We start from the raw sequence: 17270 nt of genomic DNA, 5'->3' as shown, positions 1-17270 counted from the left end.
GCTCATCGGGTGACCTCAGTGGACGGGGTGCATGGTGCGGCGCAGCCAGGGTGCGGCGGCCATCACGGCGAGGCCCGCGGCCACCGCGATCGCGCCGTTGACGCCGAAGTACGCGGGCTTGGAGACGTCGTCGTAGAGCTTCACCGTCTGGGCCTGGATGCCGTTGGCGAGCGCGAGCGACAGGAACCACAGGGACATGGTCTGGCTGGAGAAGGCCACCGGGGCGAGCTTGGTGGTGGCCGACATGCCGGAGGTCTCCAGGAGGATGTCACCGAGGCCGAGCAGGAAGTAGGAGCCGACGATCCACCAGGCGGACATCAGGTAGTCGTCGCCGGAGTGTCCGCTGGTCGGCAGGGTCATCAGCAGGAACGACAGGCCGCCCAGGACGACCCCGATGGCGATCTTGTTGGAGGCGTGCGGCTGGCGGCGGCCCATGCGCACCCACAGCGCGGCGACCACCGGCGCCAGCCCGACCTCGAAGGCGCCCAGCGCGGAGGCGTACCAGCTGGCCGGGAAGTCGAAGCCCAGGATGGCCGTCTCGGCGTTCGTGGAGGCCAGCAGCATCATCGTCGAGTAGGCCTGGAACAGGATGAAGTTGAACACCGTCGAGGCCAGGAAGAGCACGATGTACGGCCTCAGACGGCCGCGTTCCTCCGCGGTGACCCGGGGGCTGCCGAACATCACCGCGAAGTAGACGACCGGGGCGATCACCGAGATGAGGGTGAGCAGGTCGACGAAGCGGTCCATGGTGAGCGAGCCGGCGAGGACGAGCAGGGTGGCGGCCAGGGCGACGACCGCCGTTCCCGCGATGATCAGACGCACGGTCCTGCGCATCGCCCGGGGCGCGAGCGCGAACTCGGCCGCGTTCTTGCGCCCCGCCAGATGTCCGCGGCCCAGGACGTACTGGATCAGCCCGAAGGTCATGCCGATCGCCGCCGCCGAGAAGCCCCAGTGCCAGCCCTTGTGGTCGCCGAGCCAGCCGGTGATCAGCGGGCCCGCGAAGGCGCCGATGTTGATCGCCATGTAGTACAGCGCGAAACCGGCGTCCCGGCGCTCGTCGTCGGTGCGGTACAGCTTGCCGACCATGGTGGCCACGTTGGGCTTCAGGAGCCCGGTGCCCGCGCTGATGAGGCCGAGGCCCACCCAGGTCATGGTCCCGGTCGGCACGGCCATCGCGTAGTGGCCGCAGGCGATCAGGATGCCGCCCCACAGCACCGCGCGGTACGAGCCGAGGATGCGGTCGGCGAGCCAGCCGCCGGCGACGGAGACCAGGTAGACGAGGGTGCCGTAGGCCGCGGAGACGGAGGCGGCGGTTCCGGCCGACATGCCCATGCCGCCGTGCGCGACCGTGTCGGCGAAGTACAGGACGAGGATGGCCTGCATGCCGAGGAACGAGAAGCGCTCCCAGACCTCGAGACCGGAGAGGGTCAGCAGGCCCTTGGGCTGGCCGAAGAACGCGGTGTCGTCCTCGGGAGGCGGCTGGTCGTCGGGCGGGATCACGACTTCGGTTCGGGACACAGGCCGCTACTTCCCTACAAGTCGATAGATATCCGTTCTTTTCAGTTGATCAAAAACATACCGGTCGTGATCCGATACCGCCTGGCATGGACGGGGCGGGCGCTATCGGTGATCCAAAGGTGACCGGATACGCTGACTTGAGTGATGGCAGCGACCTATCGACATTCCGCATAACCGCCAGTGGACACCAGCAGACAGGAGACCCCTCGTGACCGTCGTCGGGCCGTTCGGGCTGAGCGTGCGGGACCAGGCTCTGGAAGCCGATGTCCAGGCCGGAATGACGGCTGTCGAGGAGGGACTGCTCGAAGCCACCAAGAGTGAGGTCCCCTTCATCACGGAGGCCGCCCAGCATCTGGTGCGCGCGGGCGGAAAGCGGTTCCGTCCGCTTCTCGTGATGCTCGCCGCCCAGTTCGGCGACCCCTACGCGCCGGGTGTGGTGCCGTCGGCCGTGGTGGTCGAGCTGACCCACCTCGCGACGCTGTACCACGACGACGTCATGGACGAGGCGGCCGTCCGGCGGGGCGTGGACAGCGCCAACACCCGCTGGGGCAACTCGGTGGCCGTGCTGACCGGCGACTTCCTGTTCGCCCGCGCCTCGCACATACTGGCCGACCTCGGCCCCGAGGCGGTCCGGGTGCAGGCCGAGGCGTTCGAACGCCTGGTCACCGGCCAGATCCTGGAGACCGCGGGCCCGATGGACGGCCGCGACCCGGTCGAGCACTACCTGGACGTCCTCGGTGGCAAGACCGGCTCGCTGGTCGCGGTCTCGTGCCGCTTCGGCGCGATGATGTCCGGCGCCGACGAGACGGTCGTGGACGTCCTGACCCAGTACGGCGAGCGGCTCGGCGTGGCCTTCCAACTGGCCGACGACGTCCTGGACATCGCCTCCGACTCCCACGAGTCCGGCAAGACCCCGGGCACCGACCTGCGCGAGGGCATCCCCACCATGCCGGTGCTGCGGCTGCGCGAGCGGGCCGAGCGCCTGGGCCTCGCCGAGGACATCGCCCTGTGCGCGCTCCTCGACTCCGACCTCACGGACGACGCCCGGCACGCGGAGGCGCTGGCCGCGCTGCGTGCCCACCCCGCCCTTGAGCAGGCCCGCAGGGACACCGTGCGCTACGCGGAGGACGCGCGCGCGGCGCTGGCCCCGCTGCGGGAGTGCGACGCGAAGGCGTCCCTGATGGAGCTGTGCGACGCGGTGGTGCACCGCGCGGGATAGTGACGCACGTCACCACCTTGGACTAAATCCAAGCTGAGATCTCCTCCGAATTGCATGCACAGAAGCCGACGCAGGGGGCGTCGGCCGCAATACGGGGAGAAAACAGAATCATGGGCATCAACACGACGTTCTCGAACCGCCGTAAGAGCCTGCTCGTCACCGCCGTCGCGGTGGCGGCCGCCGGTGGCATCGCCGCCGCGGTGATACCCGCCTTCGCCGCCGGAGGCGCCCGTGCTGACCACGCGGGGCACTCCGGCATGGACCACTCCGGCATGGACCACTCCGGTGTGAGCCGCTCGGAGATCGTGAGCCAGTCCGCCTCCGGTGCCGCGTCCGGCGGCAAGGGCGGCACGCTGCTCGCCGCGAGCCTCCGCGGAGCCAACGAGGTACCCGTCGCCGGCGGCCCCGCCGTGGGCGACCGGGACGGCGCCGCGCTGGAGTTCATCAAGGTCAAGGGCGACAAGGTCTCCGTCGCCGTGAAGTGGGCCGGAGTCGCCAAGCCCACCGCGCTCCACATCCACCAGGGCGCGCGGGGCGTCAACGGCGGCATCAAGGTCGACTTCACCGACCTGCTGAAGGGCAGCCGCAACCACACCGTCACCGGCACCGTGAAGGTCAAGGACAAGGCCCTGCTGGGCCGCCTCAAGGCCGACCCGAACTCCTTCTACGCCAACCTGCACACCGCCGAGTTCCCCGGCGGAGCCGTCCGCGGCCAGCTCCACAAGGTCACCGTCGCCGACTTCGACTTCCGGGACGCGCTGCACAACTTCCAGGCGTCCGTGGTCAAGGGCAAGCAGATCTACCAGTGCAAGCCCGCCGAGGGCGGCGGGTACGCCTTCGCCCAGCGGGACGTGGCCGCGGTGCTCGGCGGACGGATCGCGCACTCCTTCGTGAAGCCCAACTCCGGGACCCCGCAGTGGATCGCGCCCGACCGCAGCGCGGTCACCGGAGCGCTCGTCTCCAAGACGGCGAACGGGGAGAGGAACATCCCCGAGCTGGACCTGAAGGCGACTCAGTCCGGCCGCCACCACGGCCTGCTCGCCGACACCGTGGAGATCCTGCGGCTGAACACCGTCGGCGGGGTCGCCCCGACCGGCTCCTGCACACCGGGCACGATCGTCGGGGTTCCCTACCAGGCCGACTACGTGTTCCTCCAGAGCTGACCCTTCCCTCAGAGGGGCGCCCCCTACGGGTCGTAGGGGGCGCCCGCATGTCGTGTCATACCCCAGGTGTACACGGAGTTGGCCCCGAGGGCTGACGCATGCTCATGGCCGATTTGGTCAGATGGACACCACGGAAAACACCACTCCTCACCGATTCGGGTGAGAATGGCGGCTACGGGGTGGACGCAGGGGAGCTACAGCCGCCGCCGACGACGGAGGTAAGGCACACATGGCACCGTACGAATCCGACGACAGCGCGACTGCCGCTGACGCCGAGGAGCTGCGCTCGGCGCGCCGGCGCAAGGCCGCGCGATACGTCGTGCCGGCCACCGTGGTGGGAGTCGCGGCGGCGACCATCGGGCTCGTCCCGGCACTCGCCGACTCCGGAGACCCCGACCTGCCGAAGGTCAGCGCACAGGAACTCATCGAGAAGATCGCCGCGTCGGACGTCCAGCAGCTGTCCGGCACCGTGAAGATCACCACCGACCTCGGCCTGCCGGACCTCGGCGGCCTGGAGAGCTCGCTCGGCTCCGCCGCCGGACCCTCCGGTTCGGGCGACGGCGCCTCCGCCGACCCCTCCACCAAGCTCACCGAACTCGCCTCCGGCACGCACACGCTGCGCGTCGCGGCGGACGGCGAGAACAAGCAGAAGGTCTCGCTGCTGGAGAACGCGGCGGAGTACAGCCTCATCCACAACGGCAAGGACGTCTGGGGCTACGACAGCAAGTCCAACTCCGTCTTCCACACCACGGTCGACGAGAGCGACGGCAAGCAGAAGGAAGAGCTCCCGGCCACGCCCAAGGACCTCGCCGAGCAAGCCCTCAAGGCCGCCGACAAGACCACCTCGGTGACCGTCGAGGGCACCGCGCAGGTCGCGGGGCGGGACGCCTACCGCCTGGTCATCAAGCCCAAGGACGAGGGCTCGACGGTCGGCCAGATCACCGTCGCCGTGGACTCCAGGACCGGCCTGCCGCTGAAGTTCACGCTCACCCCGGCCAGCGGCGGCGCCGCCGTCGTGGACGCCGGCTTCACCCAGGTCAGCTTCGCCAAGCCGGCCGCCTCCACCTTCGACTTCACCCCGCCGAAGGGCGCGAAGGTCGAGGAGGAGGACGCGGCGAAGGCCTCGGAGCACTCCGAGGACTTCGGCAAGGGCGCGCCCAAGGGTGCCCCCGAGGACCTGGGCAAGGACCTCGGCAAGGACTTCGGCAAGGACGGCCTGAACGTCATCGGGGACGGCTGGGACTCCATAGCCACCTTCGACACCGGCGGCCAGGGCATGCCGTCCGGCGCCGAGGCCGGCGGCGGCGACATCGGCGGCTTCCTGGACTCGCTCGGCGACAAGGTCTCCGGCAAGTTCGGCGAGGGCACCGTCTTCAAGACCCGCCTGATCAACGCCCTGATCACGGACGACGGCAAGATCTACGTCGGCGCGGTCACCAAGGACGCGCTGGTGAAGGCGGCCGACGCGGGCAAGTAGCTCCCGCGGTACCTGTACGACGAATCGAGGGAGCCGATGGACCAGCCGTCCGCCACGGAGCCGGATCCGGAGGGATCGGGTGACAGCGCTTCGGAGGGAGCGGATGAGTCGCAGGGAGCGGATGAGAGCGTCATCCACACCCACGCCCTCACCAAGCGCTACCGCGGCGGACAGCTCGCCGTGGACGGTCTCGACCTGACCGTCCCGGCGGGCAGCGTCTTCGGCTTCCTCGGCCCGAACGGCTCGGGCAAGACCACCACCATCCGCATGCTGATGGGCCTCATCGAACCCACCTCCGGCTCGGCGCGCGTCCTGGGCAGCCCCATGCCGCGCGCCTCCCGGACCGTACTCCCGCACGTGGGCGCACTGATCGAGGGCCCGGCCCTCTACGGCTTCCTCTCCGGCCGCGACAACCTCGTCCGCTACGACGCCGCCGACCCGACCGCCGACCCCCGCACCCGGCGCGCCCGCGTGGGAGCGGCCCTGGACCGGGTGGGCCTGTCGGCCGCCGCGGGCAAGAAGGCGAAGGCGTACTCCCTGGGCATGAAACAGCGCCTGGGCCTCGCGGCGGCCCTGCTCCAGCCCCGCCGCCTCCTCGTCCTCGACGAACCGACCAACGGCCTCGACCCCCAGGGCATGCGCGAAATCCGCTCCCTGGTCAGGGAGTTGGCCTCCGACGGCACGACGGTCTTCCTCTCCTCCCACCTGCTGGACGAGATCGAACAGGTCTGCACCCACGCGGCGGTGATGGCCCAGGGCCGCCTGATCACCCAGGGGTTGGTGGGGGACCTGGCGGCGGGGGCGAGGGGGAGACTGGTGGTCACGACTCCGGACACGGCGGATGCGGCGAGGGTGCTTAAGGAACAGGGCGTTGCAGACGTGGTCATCGCGGAGGACCGGGTCACCTCCGAACCACCGGAAGGTGAACTGGCCGACGTCAACGCCGCGTTGGTGGCGGCAGGGGTCCGGGTGCGAGGCTTCGCAGTGGAACGAGCTTCCTTGGAGGATGCCTTCGTGGCGCTGACGGGGGAGGGCTTCGATGTCGCAGGCTGACCTGAAGGGGCGCGGGGAACTGCGCGCTCAACCCCCACAACGCGCAAGCCGCCGTACAACCTTCTACGGCACCCTCTTCCGCAACGAACTCCTCACCACGTTCCGCCGCTGGCGCACCCTCGCCCTGCTCGCCGTACTAGCCGCGGTCCCCATCCTCGTAGGCATCGCGGTGAAGATCGAGACCGGCGGCGACTCCCCGTCCAGCCCCAGCGGCAGCGGACCCGCCTTTATCTCCCAGATCACCAACAACGGCCTGTTCCTGGTCTTCACCGCCCTCGCCGCGACCCTCCCGTTCTTCCTCCCGATGTCCATCGGAGTCATCGCGGGCGACGCGATCGCGGGCGAGGCCAACGCCGGCACCCTCCGCTACCTCCTCGTCGCCCCCGCCGGCCGCACCCGCCTGCTGCTCACCAAGTACGCGACGGTGATGACGTTCTGCCTGGTGGCCACCCTCGTGGTGGCGCTCTCGGCGCTGACGGTAGGAGCGATCCTCTTCCCGCTCGGCGACCTGACGACGATCTCCGGCACCCAGATCACCTTCGCGGAGGGCCTCGGCAGAGCCCTGCTCATCGCCCTGGTCGTGGCTGCGTCACTGACCGGCGTGGCGGCCCTCGGCCTGTTCGTGTCGACGCTCACGAACAGCGGCATCGCGGCGATGGCCACGACGGTCGGCCTGCTGATCACGGTCCAGATCCTCGACCAGATCCCCCAACTGCACGCCCTCCAGCCGTACTTCTTCTCCCACTACTGGCTGTCCTTCGCCGACCTCATGCGCGAACCGGTCTACTGGGACGACCTGGTGAAGAACCTCGGCCTCCAGGCCCTGTACGCAGGGGTGTTCGGCTCGGCGGCGTGGGCGAGGTTCATGGCGAAGGACATCACGGCGTGAGCTGTTCGTAGGGGAAGCGGGCGAGCGGCGCCTCCTGGTCGAAGAAGGTCTTCGCGCGGGTGAGGGCGTCGGTGTCCCGCAGGACGTCCCCGCGCTTGCTGCCGTTGCCGAGGAGCACTCCGCCGAAGCGCATGCCCATGTACGCGGCCGAGTTGCTGAGCGTCCCGACCAGCGGGTCGGCGACCTCGGCCTCCTCGTGCGCCAGCGCGGTGACACCCCAGAGCGTGCGCCCCGCCACGTTCGCCTTGAACTCCACACCCGGCGTGCGCAGCCAGCCCGACCAGTGGTCCAGGTAGCGCTTGACGTGCGCCGACACCGAGTACCAGTACAGCGGCGACACGATCACGATGTCCGTCGCCGCGAGCGTCGCGTCGAAGAGCAGTGCGGTGTGGCCGATGGTCGGACGCACATGGTCGGTGTCGTGCCGGAGGTCCTCGAAGTCGGGCAGCGGATGCTCCGCCAGGTCGATCCACTGCTGCTCGACGTCCCCGGGCAGTTGCTCGGCGGCCCGCCGGGCCAGCATCTCGCTGTTGCCCTCGCTGCGGCTGCTGCCGAGCACGAACAGGAAGCGGCGCGTCATGGAGAACTCCTGGATCATCGGCGTACGGAGACATGGAGACGTACGAAATACTCGCACGTGCATTATATGCGTACGCAAGTAACTGTCCAGAGCGGACCGCCCGCACACGTCTCCGCACACGTCTGCGCCGCCCGGGCCACGTCCAGCAGCAGCGCCTCGCCACCGCGCCGGGCGACCAGCTGAAGTCCGACCGGGCAGCCGTCGGGCCCGAGTCCGGCGGGGAGGCTGAGCGCCGGGTGCCCGCTGAGGTTGAACGCCCAGGTGAGAGCCGTGGAGTAACGGTTGCCCGGGCCTTCGTGACCGTGCGGAGGGTTGGGGGTGGTCGGGGTCAGCAGCAGATCGGCACCGGCGAAGAGCGCGTCGAGCCGCCGGTCGTTCCCGGCCCGCACCCGGTCGGCGTCCCGCGGGTCCGAACCCGGGGTGCGGAGGGCCAGCCAGGCGGGGGCGGGGTCGTGCAGGCGTAGCGGCGCGCGGGGTGCGGTCAGCCGTACGACACCGGCGCCGGCCAGTCGTACGACCGCCGCGTGGGCGATCTCGACGATGCCGGGGTCGGGGGCGGCGAAGCCGAGGTCGGGGGACCAGATGGCGAGGGCCGGGGCAGGGAGGGGCTGGGGTTGCGGTGCCTCGGTGTTTCCGGACATCGCGTGCCAGTAGGCGGCGAGGTCGGCGGCGTGGCGGACGAGGACTCCGGGGGCGGTGAGGCCCGAGCCGGTGCGGCTCTCTCCGGAACCGCCCCCGGTGTTCGTCGTCTTCAGCCCGATCACCCCGCACCAGGCCGCCGGAATCCGGACCGACCCCGCCCCGTCGCTCCCGGTGGCCATGGGGACGAGCCCCGCGGCCACCGCCGCCGCGGAACCCGCCGAGGAGCCGCCCGGTGTGCGGTCGGCGCGCCAGGGATTGACGGTACGGCCGTGTGCACCGAGTCCCCAGGTCTGCCAGGGAGTCCCGGGACCGGGCACGGAAGTGGCGCCTACGGGCACGCACCCGGCGGCGAGGAGCGGCCCCGCACCACGCAGCCCGTGCCGCCCCTTCACCCCGATCGGCACCCCGGCGAGCGGCGGCCGTTCACCGGCGTCGACGCGGCGATCGACCTCGCGGGCCCGTCGTAGCGCCTCCTCCTCCCACACCTCGGCGAACGCGCACAGCTCGGGATCGACGCGCCGGATCCGTTCCAGCGCGGCGGCGACGAAGTCGACGGCACGCGCGGAGGCGGACCGGGACCGTACGGCGGCGGCGATCTCCGTGGCGGAGAGGGAGGCGGAGTCGGGGGTGAGGTCCGTCATGAGGTGATTCTCGGCCCCGGAAGGCGGTGTTCAGCCGGTGGGGCGGGTGAGGCGGGCCAGCGCCTCGGTGCCGCGCGGCGGGGTGCGGTCGGGTTCGCCGAGGCGCCAGGCCGTTACCCAGGGCACGCGGTACACGTCGACGGCCGCCTCGATCTCCCGGATCTGCCGGGCCAGCGGGCGCGGGAGCCGCCCGGGGGCGTCCGCGACGAGGACGACGGCGTCGAGGTCCAGGCCCGGCGGGTGCTCGCCGCGCCGGAAGAGGTCCAGGGCGCGGTGGACGGCGAGCAGCCCGGAGGCGTGGGTGCGGGCGACGAGCAGCACGGAGGTGGGGGCGCCGGGGCCCGGCCAGTCGCGTCCGCTGTCGTGACCGCCGTAGACGGTGGCGAGGGTGGAGACACCGGCGCCACCATGGGTGGCGACCCATGCGAAACTCCGCCCGGGCGCGGCCACCGGTCCGCGGATCCAGATCTCGGGTCCCTGCCCCTGCTGCACGTTCTCCACCTCTCGCCGTACGTCGATCCACCTGCCCACCGGCTCCTGGAACAGGCCTGTGACATCACGGTGACGTGAGAACCGGGGGCGAGCGGAGAGACTCGACAGTACGTGCACGACCGTGAGGGATGAGATGTCTCGACTCAGCCGCGAAAAGAAGCGGGACCAGCAGCGGGGGGCGGCCCCGATCGACGTCCGGGTTCCCCTGACGGGCGAGCCCGCGATGGTGGCCGGCACCCCGGTCACCGCGCCCCCGGGCTCGGAACTCCACCAGGCCGTCCTCACCCACCTCCACCACCTCGCCCTCACCACCGGCCACCCCATCCACGCCACCATCCACGACGCCCGCATCGGCTACGTCGTCCCCCTCGAAATCGCCCCGGACGGCTCCAGCCGCTTCAGCGCGGAGCCGGTACGGATGGCTCCGCCGGGGGACGAGTCGTGGGGGAGCGGTGCGGGGGGCGCCGGATCGGGCGGGCGCGAGCCGGGTGAGCAGGGTGAGCCGACGGCACCGGAGGCTTCCGGCCCGGGTGTGCCGGAGGGCCCTTCGCCGGTGTCGGGACTTGGCGGTATGGCAGCAGCCGAGGCTTCTGCCGCGCCGGAGGACCCGGACGGCCTGGCCCATCCGCTGCGACCGCTGCCGGACCCGTCCCCGACATTCCGCATGCGCACCGTGGCCGAGCCGCACCCGGAGGCCGACGAACCGGTCCCGACCCAGGTCCTACGACAGCTCCCGGACACCCGGCCCACCGTCCCGGCTCCCGGAACGGCCGTTCCCCCGACGGGCGAGTTCGGCCCACCGCCGGTCATGGACGCGTCCCCGGCATCGACCGCCACCCCTTACCCACGGACCGGCTTCACCCCGGCGCCGCTGCGGCCCGATGCCGTACAGCCCTCCACGCCCGTCTGGCCCGAGCCCGACTCGGACCCGGAACCTGACCCGCTCCCGTCGACCGGTACCGCTCAGGCCTCCGCGTCGCCCAAGTCCGACGCGACATCGACACGAACACCTTCCTGGGCCGACCTCGACTCCACCTCGGAGCCCGGTCCGCGGCCATCGGCCGGTACCGCTCCGCCGCAGCCGGACGCCGCACCGGCTCCCGAGCCTGTCTGGCCCGACCCCGAAACCGACCCCGAAACCGACTCCGAGCCCGGCTCCGCCCCATTCCCGTCGGCAGGCTTCCCGTCCGGGCCCGCCCTGCTGCCGTCGCCCGGTTCTTCGTCCGCCCCGGCCCCTGGCCCTGGCCCGGCCCCGGCTCCCGCCCCGTCGCCGGTGTTCCCCTCCACCCCGACCCCGACCCCGCAACCACTCACCACCCCCACCCCGATCGTCGACGCCACCCCGACCCCCCTCCCTCTCCCCACCGAACCCGGCACCACCACCCCCACCCACCGCCCCACCCCCCTCATCGACCCGGTCCCGCATCTGGAGGACCCCGACCCCAAGCCGGCCCCCGTGCGCGGATTCGACGCCGTCGCCGAGTGGGTGCTCGGTGAGGGCGACGTTGGTGGGGGAGCGGGCGGTGTACTCGCGGAGTCCGTCGGGCGGATCAGTGAGGCCGTGCGGGAGGGGCGGATAGACGTCGCCGGGGAGCTGGCGGAGGAAGTCGGGGACGAGGGCGCCCGGACCCTCGGGGCGGAGCACCCCGAGGTGCTGCGGGTGCGTGAACTCGCCGCCTACATCGCCTACTTGGGCGGCGAGCCGGTCCGCGCCACCGAGATCTCCCTCGACCTGGCCGGTATCCAGCACCGCGCCGGGGACGCCGAGGCGGCCTACGGCAACGTACAGAGCGCGGCCACCGCCTGGAGGGCCGTACGCGACCCGCTGAAGGGCCTCGCCCTGGGCAGCGACCTGCTCACCCTGTGGACGGAGATGGCCGCGGGACAGGGCCCGGCCGCCGACGACCCGGACCGCCTGGAGTCGGCCCGCACCCGCATGCTCCGCCTCGCGGAACGCGCCCGGAACGCCAACTCCTAGCCCTGGCAAGGGAGTCCACGGCCAGGAAGACCACGGCCCCGGACACGGACGAACCCGGACACGCACGGCCCCGGACACGCAAGGGCCGGGAGGGACCCATCGCCCCTCCCGGCCCGCTTCCGCGTCACCCCCGACGACTCGATCCGCCGGAGAACCCGGAGAACGCCCCTAACCCCGCGTCACTGCGACAGCGCCCACACCGCGTACGCCACCGCGTCGCTGTTGCGGTCCAGCGCCGTGTCGTCGATGTTGGCCGTGGTGTCGCACGACGAGTGGTAGCAGCGGTCGAAGGCCCGCCCCGACGTGCCGCCCCACTTGGCCGCCTGCGCCGCCGTCTTGACGTAGTCGGCGCCGCTGAACAGCCCGCCCACCGGCACGCCCACGTTCTTGAACGGCGCGTGGTCGGAGCGGCCGTCGCCCTCCGTCTCGATCTCGGTCGGGACGCCGAGACCGGCGTAGTACTCCTTGAACGTCTTCTCTATGGCCGGGTCGTCGTCGTAGACGAAGTAACCGGGGTTCGGCGAGCCGATCATGTCGAAGTTGAGGTAGCCGCTGATCCGTGAACGGTTCGCGGTGGAGAGGCTGTTGACGTAGTACCTCGACCCGACCAGGCCCAGCTCCTCCGCGCCCCACCACGCGAATCTCAGATGCTTGGTGGGATGGAACCCGGCCCGGGACACGGCGAGCGCGGTCTCCAGGACGGCGGCCGAGCCGGAGCCGTTGTCGTTGATGCCCGCGCCCGTCGTCACGCTGTCGAGGTGCGAGCCGGACATGATCACCTGGTTGGTGTCGCCGCCGGGCCAGTCGGCGACGAGGTTGTAGCCGGTGCGTCCCGAGGACGTGAACTGCTGGATCGTCGTGGTGAATCCGGCGGCGTCCAGCTTGGCCTTCACGTAGTCGAGCGAGGCCTTGTAACCGGCGCGGCCGTGCGCGCGGTTGCCGCCGTTGGCGGTGGCGATGGACTGGAGCTGGGTCAGATGCGCCTTCACGTTCGCCACCGGGATGTCCGGGGCCGCGGCCAACGCGGGCTGTCCCGCGGGGGCCGCGCCGGCTATGGATCCGCCGGCCAGGAGTGAGACGGCCGCGACGACGGCGGTGGCCGTGACGCGTCCGGGAACCGAGAGCTTCATGTGGGGGGCTCCGAATTCCGAGGGAATCCCCGAACTCACAGGGATTCCACAGCGATTGGGTGCCTGGATGGTGAAGCTGAGGTTGACCCACCGTCAAGAGCGCGATCCGGTCAGCCCCGTCCGCATACCGGACCCCGCTGGCCCGCCCCCTCACTGCACACAGAATTCGTTCCCCTCCGGATCAGCCATCACCACCCACTCGCCGCCCATCTCCTTCACCTCGCGCAGCACGCTCGCCCCGAGCCCCGTCAGCCGCTCGACCTCGGCCGCCCGCTGCCCGTCCCCGGCATGCAGGTCCAGATGCAGCCGGTTCTTGACGCTCTTCGCCTCCGGCACCCGCTGGAACAGCAACCGCCGCCCACGCCCGGTCCCGGTCTCCTCGTCATAGGGGTCGTCGGGATGCCGTACGGCGATCAGATCCCGGAAGGCGAGCCGCCCGTGATACTCCACGGTCGCCTCGGGCTCGACCGCCCCGAACCCCGTCAGCCGCCGCACGAGCGCGTCATTGTCCTCGGCCAGGTAGTGCAGGGCGGCCGCCCAGAAGTCGGCCTGGGCATGCGGATCGGCGGCATCGACGACGAGCTTCCAGTGCAGCGGCGCGGGCGAGGTCTGAGTCATGCCTCCACTTATATCGCCGGGCACTGACAACGCCGTACGACCACGCTCGCGAGGGCCGAAGCCGACGCGGCGGGGGGCGGACGGGCTACGGCTTCGCGGCGGCCTCGGCATCCACCTGCCGTACGACCTCCACCGAGCCCATGGCGACGCCCGTACCCCCGCTCACCCCGACCACCATCGCCCTGCGGGCCGCCCGCGCCGTACGCAGCGCGTCCCACGTGAGGAGGGTCAGGGCCAGCCAGACCAGGGAGAACCCGGCCCAGCGCTCGGGCGGCATGGCCTCGTGGAAGTAGAAGATGCCGAGCAGGAACTGGAAGACCGGGGCCAGGTACTGGAGGAGCCCCAGGGTGGACAGCGGTACGCGGATCGCCGCCGCGCCGAAGCAGACGAGGGGGAGGGCCGTGACGATGCCGGTGGAGGCGAGGAGTACCGCGTGCCCCGGGCCCTCGGCGCTGAAGCTGAGGTCGCCCCGCGAGCTCAGCCACAGCAGATAGCCGAGCGCGGGCAGGAACTGGATCGCGGTCTCGGCGGCCAGGGACTCCACGCCCCCGAGGTTCACCTTCTTCTTGACCAGGCCGTACGTGGCGAAGGAGAAGGCGAGCGTGAGGGAGATCCACGGCGGCCGGCCGTATCCGAGGGTGAGCACGAGCACCGCGGCGGCGCCGACCCCGACCGCCGCCCACTGCACGGGCCGTAGCCGTTCCTTCAGCAGCAGCACGCCCATCGCGATGGTGACCAGCGGATTGATGAAGTACCCGAGGGACGCCTCGACCACATGGCCGGAGTTCACGGCCCAGATGTAGACGCCCCAGTTCACGGTGATGACGGCCGCGGCGACGGTGACGAGCGCCAGCTTGCGCGGCTGCCGCAGCAGCTCCCCGGCCCAGGCCCAACGCCGTACGAAGACGAGCGCGACGGCGACGAAGACGAGCGACCACACCATCCGGTGGGCCAGGATCTCCCCGGCCCCGGCGGGCTTGAGCAGGGGCCAGAACAGGGGGACGAGCCCCCACATGCCGTACGCCGCGAAGCCGTTCAGCAGACCTATGTGCCGTTCGCCTCTCGACTTCACGGATCCTCCTTCTCGCGCCGTCCTCGCCAGCAAGAAGGTAACGCCGAGCACCCCCGACTGTCATGCCCGTATCGCTATACGGTCATGACAGCCGGGGGTGGTGCGCCTCAGGGCCCTTCGGGGGAGTGATCAGCCCTTGAGCGCGGCCGTGATCGACTCGGCGATCGGGGTGGCCGGACGGCCGGTCAGCCGGGCCAGGTCCCCGGAGGAGACGACCAGCTCGCCCTTCTCGATGGAGGCGTCGACACCGGCGAGGATCGCGGCGAGCGGGGCGGGCAGCCCGGCGCCCGCGAGGATCGCGGTGAAGTCCTCGACGGAGACGGCGTTGTAGGCGATCTCCTTGCCGGTCTGCTTGCTCAGCTCGGCCGCGTACTCGGCGAAGCCCCAGGCGTCGTCGCCGCCCAGCTCGTACGTGGAGTTCTCGTGGCCCTCACCGGTCAGCACGGCGACGGCCGCGGCGGCGTAGTCGGCACGGGAGGCGGAGGAGATCCTGCCCTCTCCGGCCGCCTGCACGACGGCGCTGTGCTCCAGGGTGGGGGCGAGGTTCTCGGTGTAGTTCTCGTTGTACCAGCCGTTGCGCAGCAGCGAGTAGGGCAGGCCGGAGGCGAGCAGCGCCTTCTCGGTGGCCCGGTGGTCGTCGGCGAGCGCGGCGGTGAGGGTGCCGGGGGCGCTGGTGTACGCGAGGAGCGCCACCCCCGCGGCCTTGGCGGCGTCGATGACGACCTGGTGCTGGCCGGGGCGGCCCTTGTCGAACTCGTTGCCGGAGATCAGCAGCACCTTGTCGCCGGCGGCGAAGAGGCTGCCGAAGGTCTCGGGGGCGTTGTAGTCGGCGACCGCTATCTTGACGCCCTTCTCGGCGAAGTCGGCGGCCTTCTCCGGGGTACGGACGACGGCGGTGATCTGCTCGGCCGGAACCTTCTCGAGCAGCTGCTCGACGACGTGGCGGCCGAGGTGTCCGGTGGCTCCGGTGACGACGATGCTCATGGTGTGCGATCTCCTTGTGGGGTGCGTTGCCACTAACCATAGGAGAAGCGCTAACTAAGCGAAAGTACCCACTTTGAAGTAAGGTACTGGCATGTCGGTAAGCACAGAGCGATTGATCTCGATGGCGGGGACGCCGGAGGTGGCGGGGACGGCGACAGGGGTGATGGCGGGGTCGGCGGCGGGCGAGGCCATGTGCCCCCACCGCCTGGTCCTGGAACACGTGACGAGCCGCTGGGGTGTCCTGGTCCTGATCCAGCTCCTCGACCGCCCGTACCGCTTCAGCGAACTCCGCCGGGCGATCGGCGGCTTCGGCCGCGGCGTCAGCGAGAAGATGCTGACCCAGACCCTCCAGACCCTGGAACGCGACGGCCTGGTCCACCGCCACGCCCACCCCGTGATCCCGCCGAGGGTCGACTACTCCCTCACCGACCTGGGCCGCGAGGCGGCGGAACAGGTACGGGGGCTCGCGGAGTGGACCGCGCGCCGGATGAGTGCGGTGCAGGAGGCGCGGGAGGTGTACGACGCGCGGAAGAGGGGCTCTGAGCAGGAGTGATGTCCCTGGCTCGGCCCGCCTGAAGGCATGTACACGGCGCCAGGGGGCACACATATGTCAGGGCGTTGGTCGACATGCGAGACACGTCCATCCATGCGCCCCCTCTCCGCCTCCCACGCCGACTTGAGTCGACGGGCACGCTGGATGCGGAGTGCCACGCCCACCGTGCACCGACCCGCGATGCCACCTCCCGGCGCACGGTCACCGGATCCAGGGGGATGCCTTGACATGGCCACACAGACTCCGGCCGGACGCACCAGGCGTATCGGTTCTGCTGTTACGGCGGGACTCGGTCTGATGCGAGCCTTCTTCACCCCGGGCGCCCGCCGCCGACGCCAGGAGGAGACCCTGCTGGGACTGCTCGGCCAGCTCACACTGATGACGGAGGAGATTCACCGGGCGAACCTGATCCAGCAGTACCGGCTGACGCTGGAACAAATGGACCGGATGGTCGACGACCCCTCCATGGCCGAGGTCGCGAGCACCCTGTCGGGACTCTCGGAGGCCAGGCGGCGCCAGATGATCTTCGCCAACAGGCAGTACGGCAATCTCTTGCTGTCCCATCGCGTCGGTGCCTGCGACTGGGACGAACTGCTCGGCCATTTGCGCGTGCTGTGCCGCAATCCCCTCTTCGCCGAATACTGGGACCGTACGGTCGAGCACCGCAGGAGTCTTCCGTCGGATTCGTTGGAGGCGCAGGTCGGCGCCGCCGTGGATGTCATGTTGGAAGAACTCGCCGACGACCCGGACGAATGGTGGATCGTCGGTCCGTCGTCGCCCACCGAGCGCAAGTCGTGAGAAATCCGATGTCGTCGCGCTCAGGCGTCAGGGATGTCCCGCTTGGCCCGGATGATGGTTTCCCGGTCGATCACCACGATCCGCTCGTGGGCGGCCCGTGTCACGCCGTGCGGGAGGAGGTCGTCCAGGGTGGCGGTGGCTTCCGTACCGATGACTGCGAAGCGGCCGTCACTCAATTCGAATACATCCGGACAGGTCTCCGCGGTCTGACTACCCCGGGCCTTGGGTGGGTCTCCGATACGACGGACGATGCTGAGGGCGGCGAATTCGCGGGGCACTTGGGGGCCTTCTCTAGTAGAACAAGATCATTTGGGTATCGGCAGCTTGTATGACCGGTGGGCCGAATTTCCCGCGCCGCACCAGAATTTCGCTCTCTTTTAGCCCTAATGCACCAATGTGAAAGCACCCCGCCCCCGTGGAGAGGCCCGAGGTGCGAGCACACCTCGAGCCCTCGTCGATCACA

At 70.6% G+C, this 17270-nt stretch carries 17 protein-coding genes; 8 read left to right on the top strand and 9 right to left on the bottom strand.

All coding sequences use genetic code 11. From position 1 onward, the window contains the following. Positions 1 to 15: 15 nt before the first annotated feature. On the bottom strand, positions 16 to 1518 hold the full coding sequence (locus G3I78_RS13510) for a peptide MFS transporter (protein ID WP_343243735.1): 1503 nt from the start codon (positions 1516 to 1518) through the stop codon (positions 16 to 18). 208 nt (positions 1519 to 1726) lie between these two features. Here G3I78_RS13510 and G3I78_RS13505 point away from each other — a divergent pair, with 208 nt between their 5' ends. From G3I78_RS13505 to G3I78_RS13485, 5 genes are all read left to right on the top strand, one after another. Beyond that, the gene (locus G3I78_RS13505) at positions 1727 to 2737 is read left to right on the top strand and encodes a polyprenyl synthetase family protein (protein ID WP_164423871.1); all 1011 of its coding nucleotides are present in this window, start codon (positions 1727 to 1729) and stop codon (positions 2735 to 2737) included. A gap of 110 nt (positions 2738 to 2847) precedes the next feature. Beyond that, a complete protein-coding gene (locus G3I78_RS13500; RefSeq protein ID WP_164423869.1) occupies positions 2848 to 3900 on the top strand; it encodes a CHRD domain-containing protein in 1053 nt (350 codons plus the stop codon). A gap of 229 nt (positions 3901 to 4129) precedes the next feature. Continuing rightward, the gene (locus G3I78_RS13495) at positions 4130 to 5377 is read left to right on the top strand and encodes an outer membrane lipoprotein carrier protein LolA (RefSeq protein WP_164423867.1); all 1248 of its coding nucleotides are present in this window, start codon (positions 4130 to 4132) and stop codon (positions 5375 to 5377) included. Positions 5378 to 5413: 36 nt separating this feature from the next. Continuing rightward, entirely contained in the window at positions 5414 to 6430 is a 1017-nt protein-coding gene (locus G3I78_RS13490) for an ABC transporter ATP-binding protein (RefSeq protein WP_164423865.1), read from the top strand. Beyond that, positions 6417 to 7319 carry an ABC transporter permease gene (locus G3I78_RS13485; RefSeq protein WP_164423863.1) on the top strand — a complete coding sequence of 301 codons (903 nt, stop codon included), beginning with the start codon at positions 6417 to 6419 and terminating at the stop codon, positions 7317 to 7319. Before G3I78_RS13490 ends, G3I78_RS13485 begins: the two co-directional genes overlap by 14 nt. Here the strand turns inward: G3I78_RS13485 and G3I78_RS13480 are convergent. From G3I78_RS13480 to G3I78_RS13470, 3 genes are all read right to left on the bottom strand, one after another. After that, positions 7309 to 7899, bottom strand: a complete 591-nt coding sequence (locus G3I78_RS13480) for an NAD(P)H-dependent oxidoreductase (protein ID WP_164423861.1) — start codon at positions 7897 to 7899, stop codon at positions 7309 to 7311. The genes G3I78_RS13485 and G3I78_RS13480 overlap by 11 nt on opposite strands. Before the next feature lie 62 nt (positions 7900 to 7961). Then, a complete protein-coding gene (locus tag G3I78_RS13475) occupies positions 7962 to 9182 on the bottom strand; it encodes an amidase (protein ID WP_164423859.1) in 1221 nt (406 codons plus the stop codon). 30 nt (positions 9183 to 9212) lie between these two features. Beyond that, complete coding sequence (locus G3I78_RS13470) at positions 9213 to 9674, bottom strand: DUF6668 family protein (RefSeq protein WP_164424197.1); 462 nt, start codon at positions 9672 to 9674, stop codon at positions 9213 to 9215. A gap of 133 nt (positions 9675 to 9807) precedes the next feature. Here G3I78_RS13470 and G3I78_RS13465 point away from each other — a divergent pair, with 133 nt between their 5' ends. After that, positions 9808 to 11652: a hypothetical protein gene (locus G3I78_RS13465; RefSeq protein WP_164423857.1), complete on the top strand. Its 1845-nt coding sequence runs from the start codon at positions 9808 to 9810 to the stop codon at positions 11650 to 11652. Between the two features lie 179 nt (positions 11653 to 11831). On the opposite strand, the gene G3I78_RS13460 is transcribed toward G3I78_RS13465, so the two are convergent. The 4 genes from G3I78_RS13460 to G3I78_RS13445 form a co-directional block, all read right to left on the bottom strand. Beyond that, positions 11832 to 12782, bottom strand: a complete 951-nt coding sequence (locus G3I78_RS13460) for a M28 family metallopeptidase (protein WP_164423855.1) — start codon at positions 12780 to 12782, stop codon at positions 11832 to 11834. 150 nt (positions 12783 to 12932) lie between these two features. Further along, positions 12933 to 13400 carry a VOC family protein gene (locus G3I78_RS13455; protein WP_164423853.1) on the bottom strand — a complete coding sequence of 156 codons (468 nt, stop codon included), beginning with the start codon at positions 13398 to 13400 and terminating at the stop codon, positions 12933 to 12935. Between the two features lie 85 nt (positions 13401 to 13485). Beyond that, positions 13486 to 14415, bottom strand: coding sequence for an EamA family transporter RarD (gene rarD / locus G3I78_RS13450; protein ID WP_239157816.1), 930 nt, complete (start codon positions 14413 to 14415; stop codon positions 13486 to 13488). A 186-nt stretch (positions 14416 to 14601) separates the two neighbouring features. After that, positions 14602 to 15456, bottom strand: coding sequence for an SDR family oxidoreductase (locus tag G3I78_RS13445; RefSeq protein ID WP_164423849.1), 855 nt, complete (start codon positions 15454 to 15456; stop codon positions 14602 to 14604). Between the two features lie 163 nt (positions 15457 to 15619). Here G3I78_RS13445 and G3I78_RS13440 point away from each other — a divergent pair, with 163 nt between their 5' ends. Then, positions 15620 to 16009: a helix-turn-helix domain-containing protein gene (locus G3I78_RS13440; protein WP_164424195.1), complete on the top strand. Its 390-nt coding sequence runs from the start codon at positions 15620 to 15622 to the stop codon at positions 16007 to 16009. Positions 16010 to 16237: 228 nt separating this feature from the next. Next, the gene (locus G3I78_RS13435; RefSeq protein WP_164423847.1) at positions 16238 to 16807 is read left to right on the top strand and encodes a DUF6082 family protein; all 570 of its coding nucleotides are present in this window, start codon (positions 16238 to 16240) and stop codon (positions 16805 to 16807) included. Between the two features lie 20 nt (positions 16808 to 16827). Here G3I78_RS13435 and G3I78_RS13430 read toward each other — a convergent pair whose 3' ends face one another. Continuing rightward, on the bottom strand, positions 16828 to 17085 hold the full coding sequence (locus tag G3I78_RS13430; protein ID WP_164423845.1) for a hypothetical protein: 258 nt from the start codon (positions 17083 to 17085) through the stop codon (positions 16828 to 16830). Positions 17086 to 17270 lie beyond the last annotated feature (185 nt).

The sequence above is a fragment of the Streptomyces sp. SID13726 genome, assembly GCF_010548375.1.
Lineage (GTDB): Bacteria > Actinomycetota > Actinomycetes > Streptomycetales > Streptomycetaceae > Streptomyces.
The sequence above is the reverse complement of the archived record's forward strand: the minus strand, read 5'-3'. Positions and strand labels throughout refer to the sequence as shown.

Coding starts and splice junctions, on each gene's coding strand:
- G3I78_RS13475 (WP_164423859.1), bottom strand. CDS start 9,182: ATGACGGACCTCACCCCCGACTCCGCCTCCCTCTCCGCCACGGAGATC.
- G3I78_RS13465 (WP_164423857.1), top strand. CDS start 9,808: ATGTCTCGACTCAGCCGCGAAAAGAAGCGGGACCAGCAGCGGGGGGCG.
- G3I78_RS13445 (WP_164423849.1), bottom strand. CDS start 15,456: ATGAGCATCGTCGTCACCGGAGCCACCGGACACCTCGGCCGCCACGTC.
- G3I78_RS13485 (WP_164423863.1), top strand. CDS start 6,417: ATGTCGCAGGCTGACCTGAAGGGGCGCGGGGAACTGCGCGCTCAACCC.
- G3I78_RS13455 (WP_164423853.1), bottom strand. CDS start 13,400: ATGACTCAGACCTCGCCCGCGCCGCTGCACTGGAAGCTCGTCGTCGAT.
- G3I78_RS13480 (WP_164423861.1), bottom strand. CDS start 7,899: ATGACGCGCCGCTTCCTGTTCGTGCTCGGCAGCAGCCGCAGCGAGGGC.
- G3I78_RS13500 (WP_164423869.1), top strand. CDS start 2,848: ATGGGCATCAACACGACGTTCTCGAACCGCCGTAAGAGCCTGCTCGTC.
- G3I78_RS13460 (WP_164423855.1), bottom strand. CDS start 12,782: ATGAAGCTCTCGGTTCCCGGACGCGTCACGGCCACCGCCGTCGTCGCG.
- G3I78_RS13495 (WP_164423867.1), top strand. CDS start 4,130: ATGGCACCGTACGAATCCGACGACAGCGCGACTGCCGCTGACGCCGAG.
- G3I78_RS13435 (WP_164423847.1), top strand. CDS start 16,238: ATGGCCACACAGACTCCGGCCGGACGCACCAGGCGTATCGGTTCTGCT.
- G3I78_RS13440 (WP_164424195.1), top strand. CDS start 15,620: ATGGCGGGGTCGGCGGCGGGCGAGGCCATGTGCCCCCACCGCCTGGTC.
- rarD (WP_239157816.1), bottom strand. CDS start 14,415: ATGTGGGGGCTCGTCCCCCTGTTCTGGCCCCTGCTCAAGCCCGCCGGG.
- G3I78_RS13490 (WP_164423865.1), top strand. CDS start 5,414: ATGGACCAGCCGTCCGCCACGGAGCCGGATCCGGAGGGATCGGGTGAC.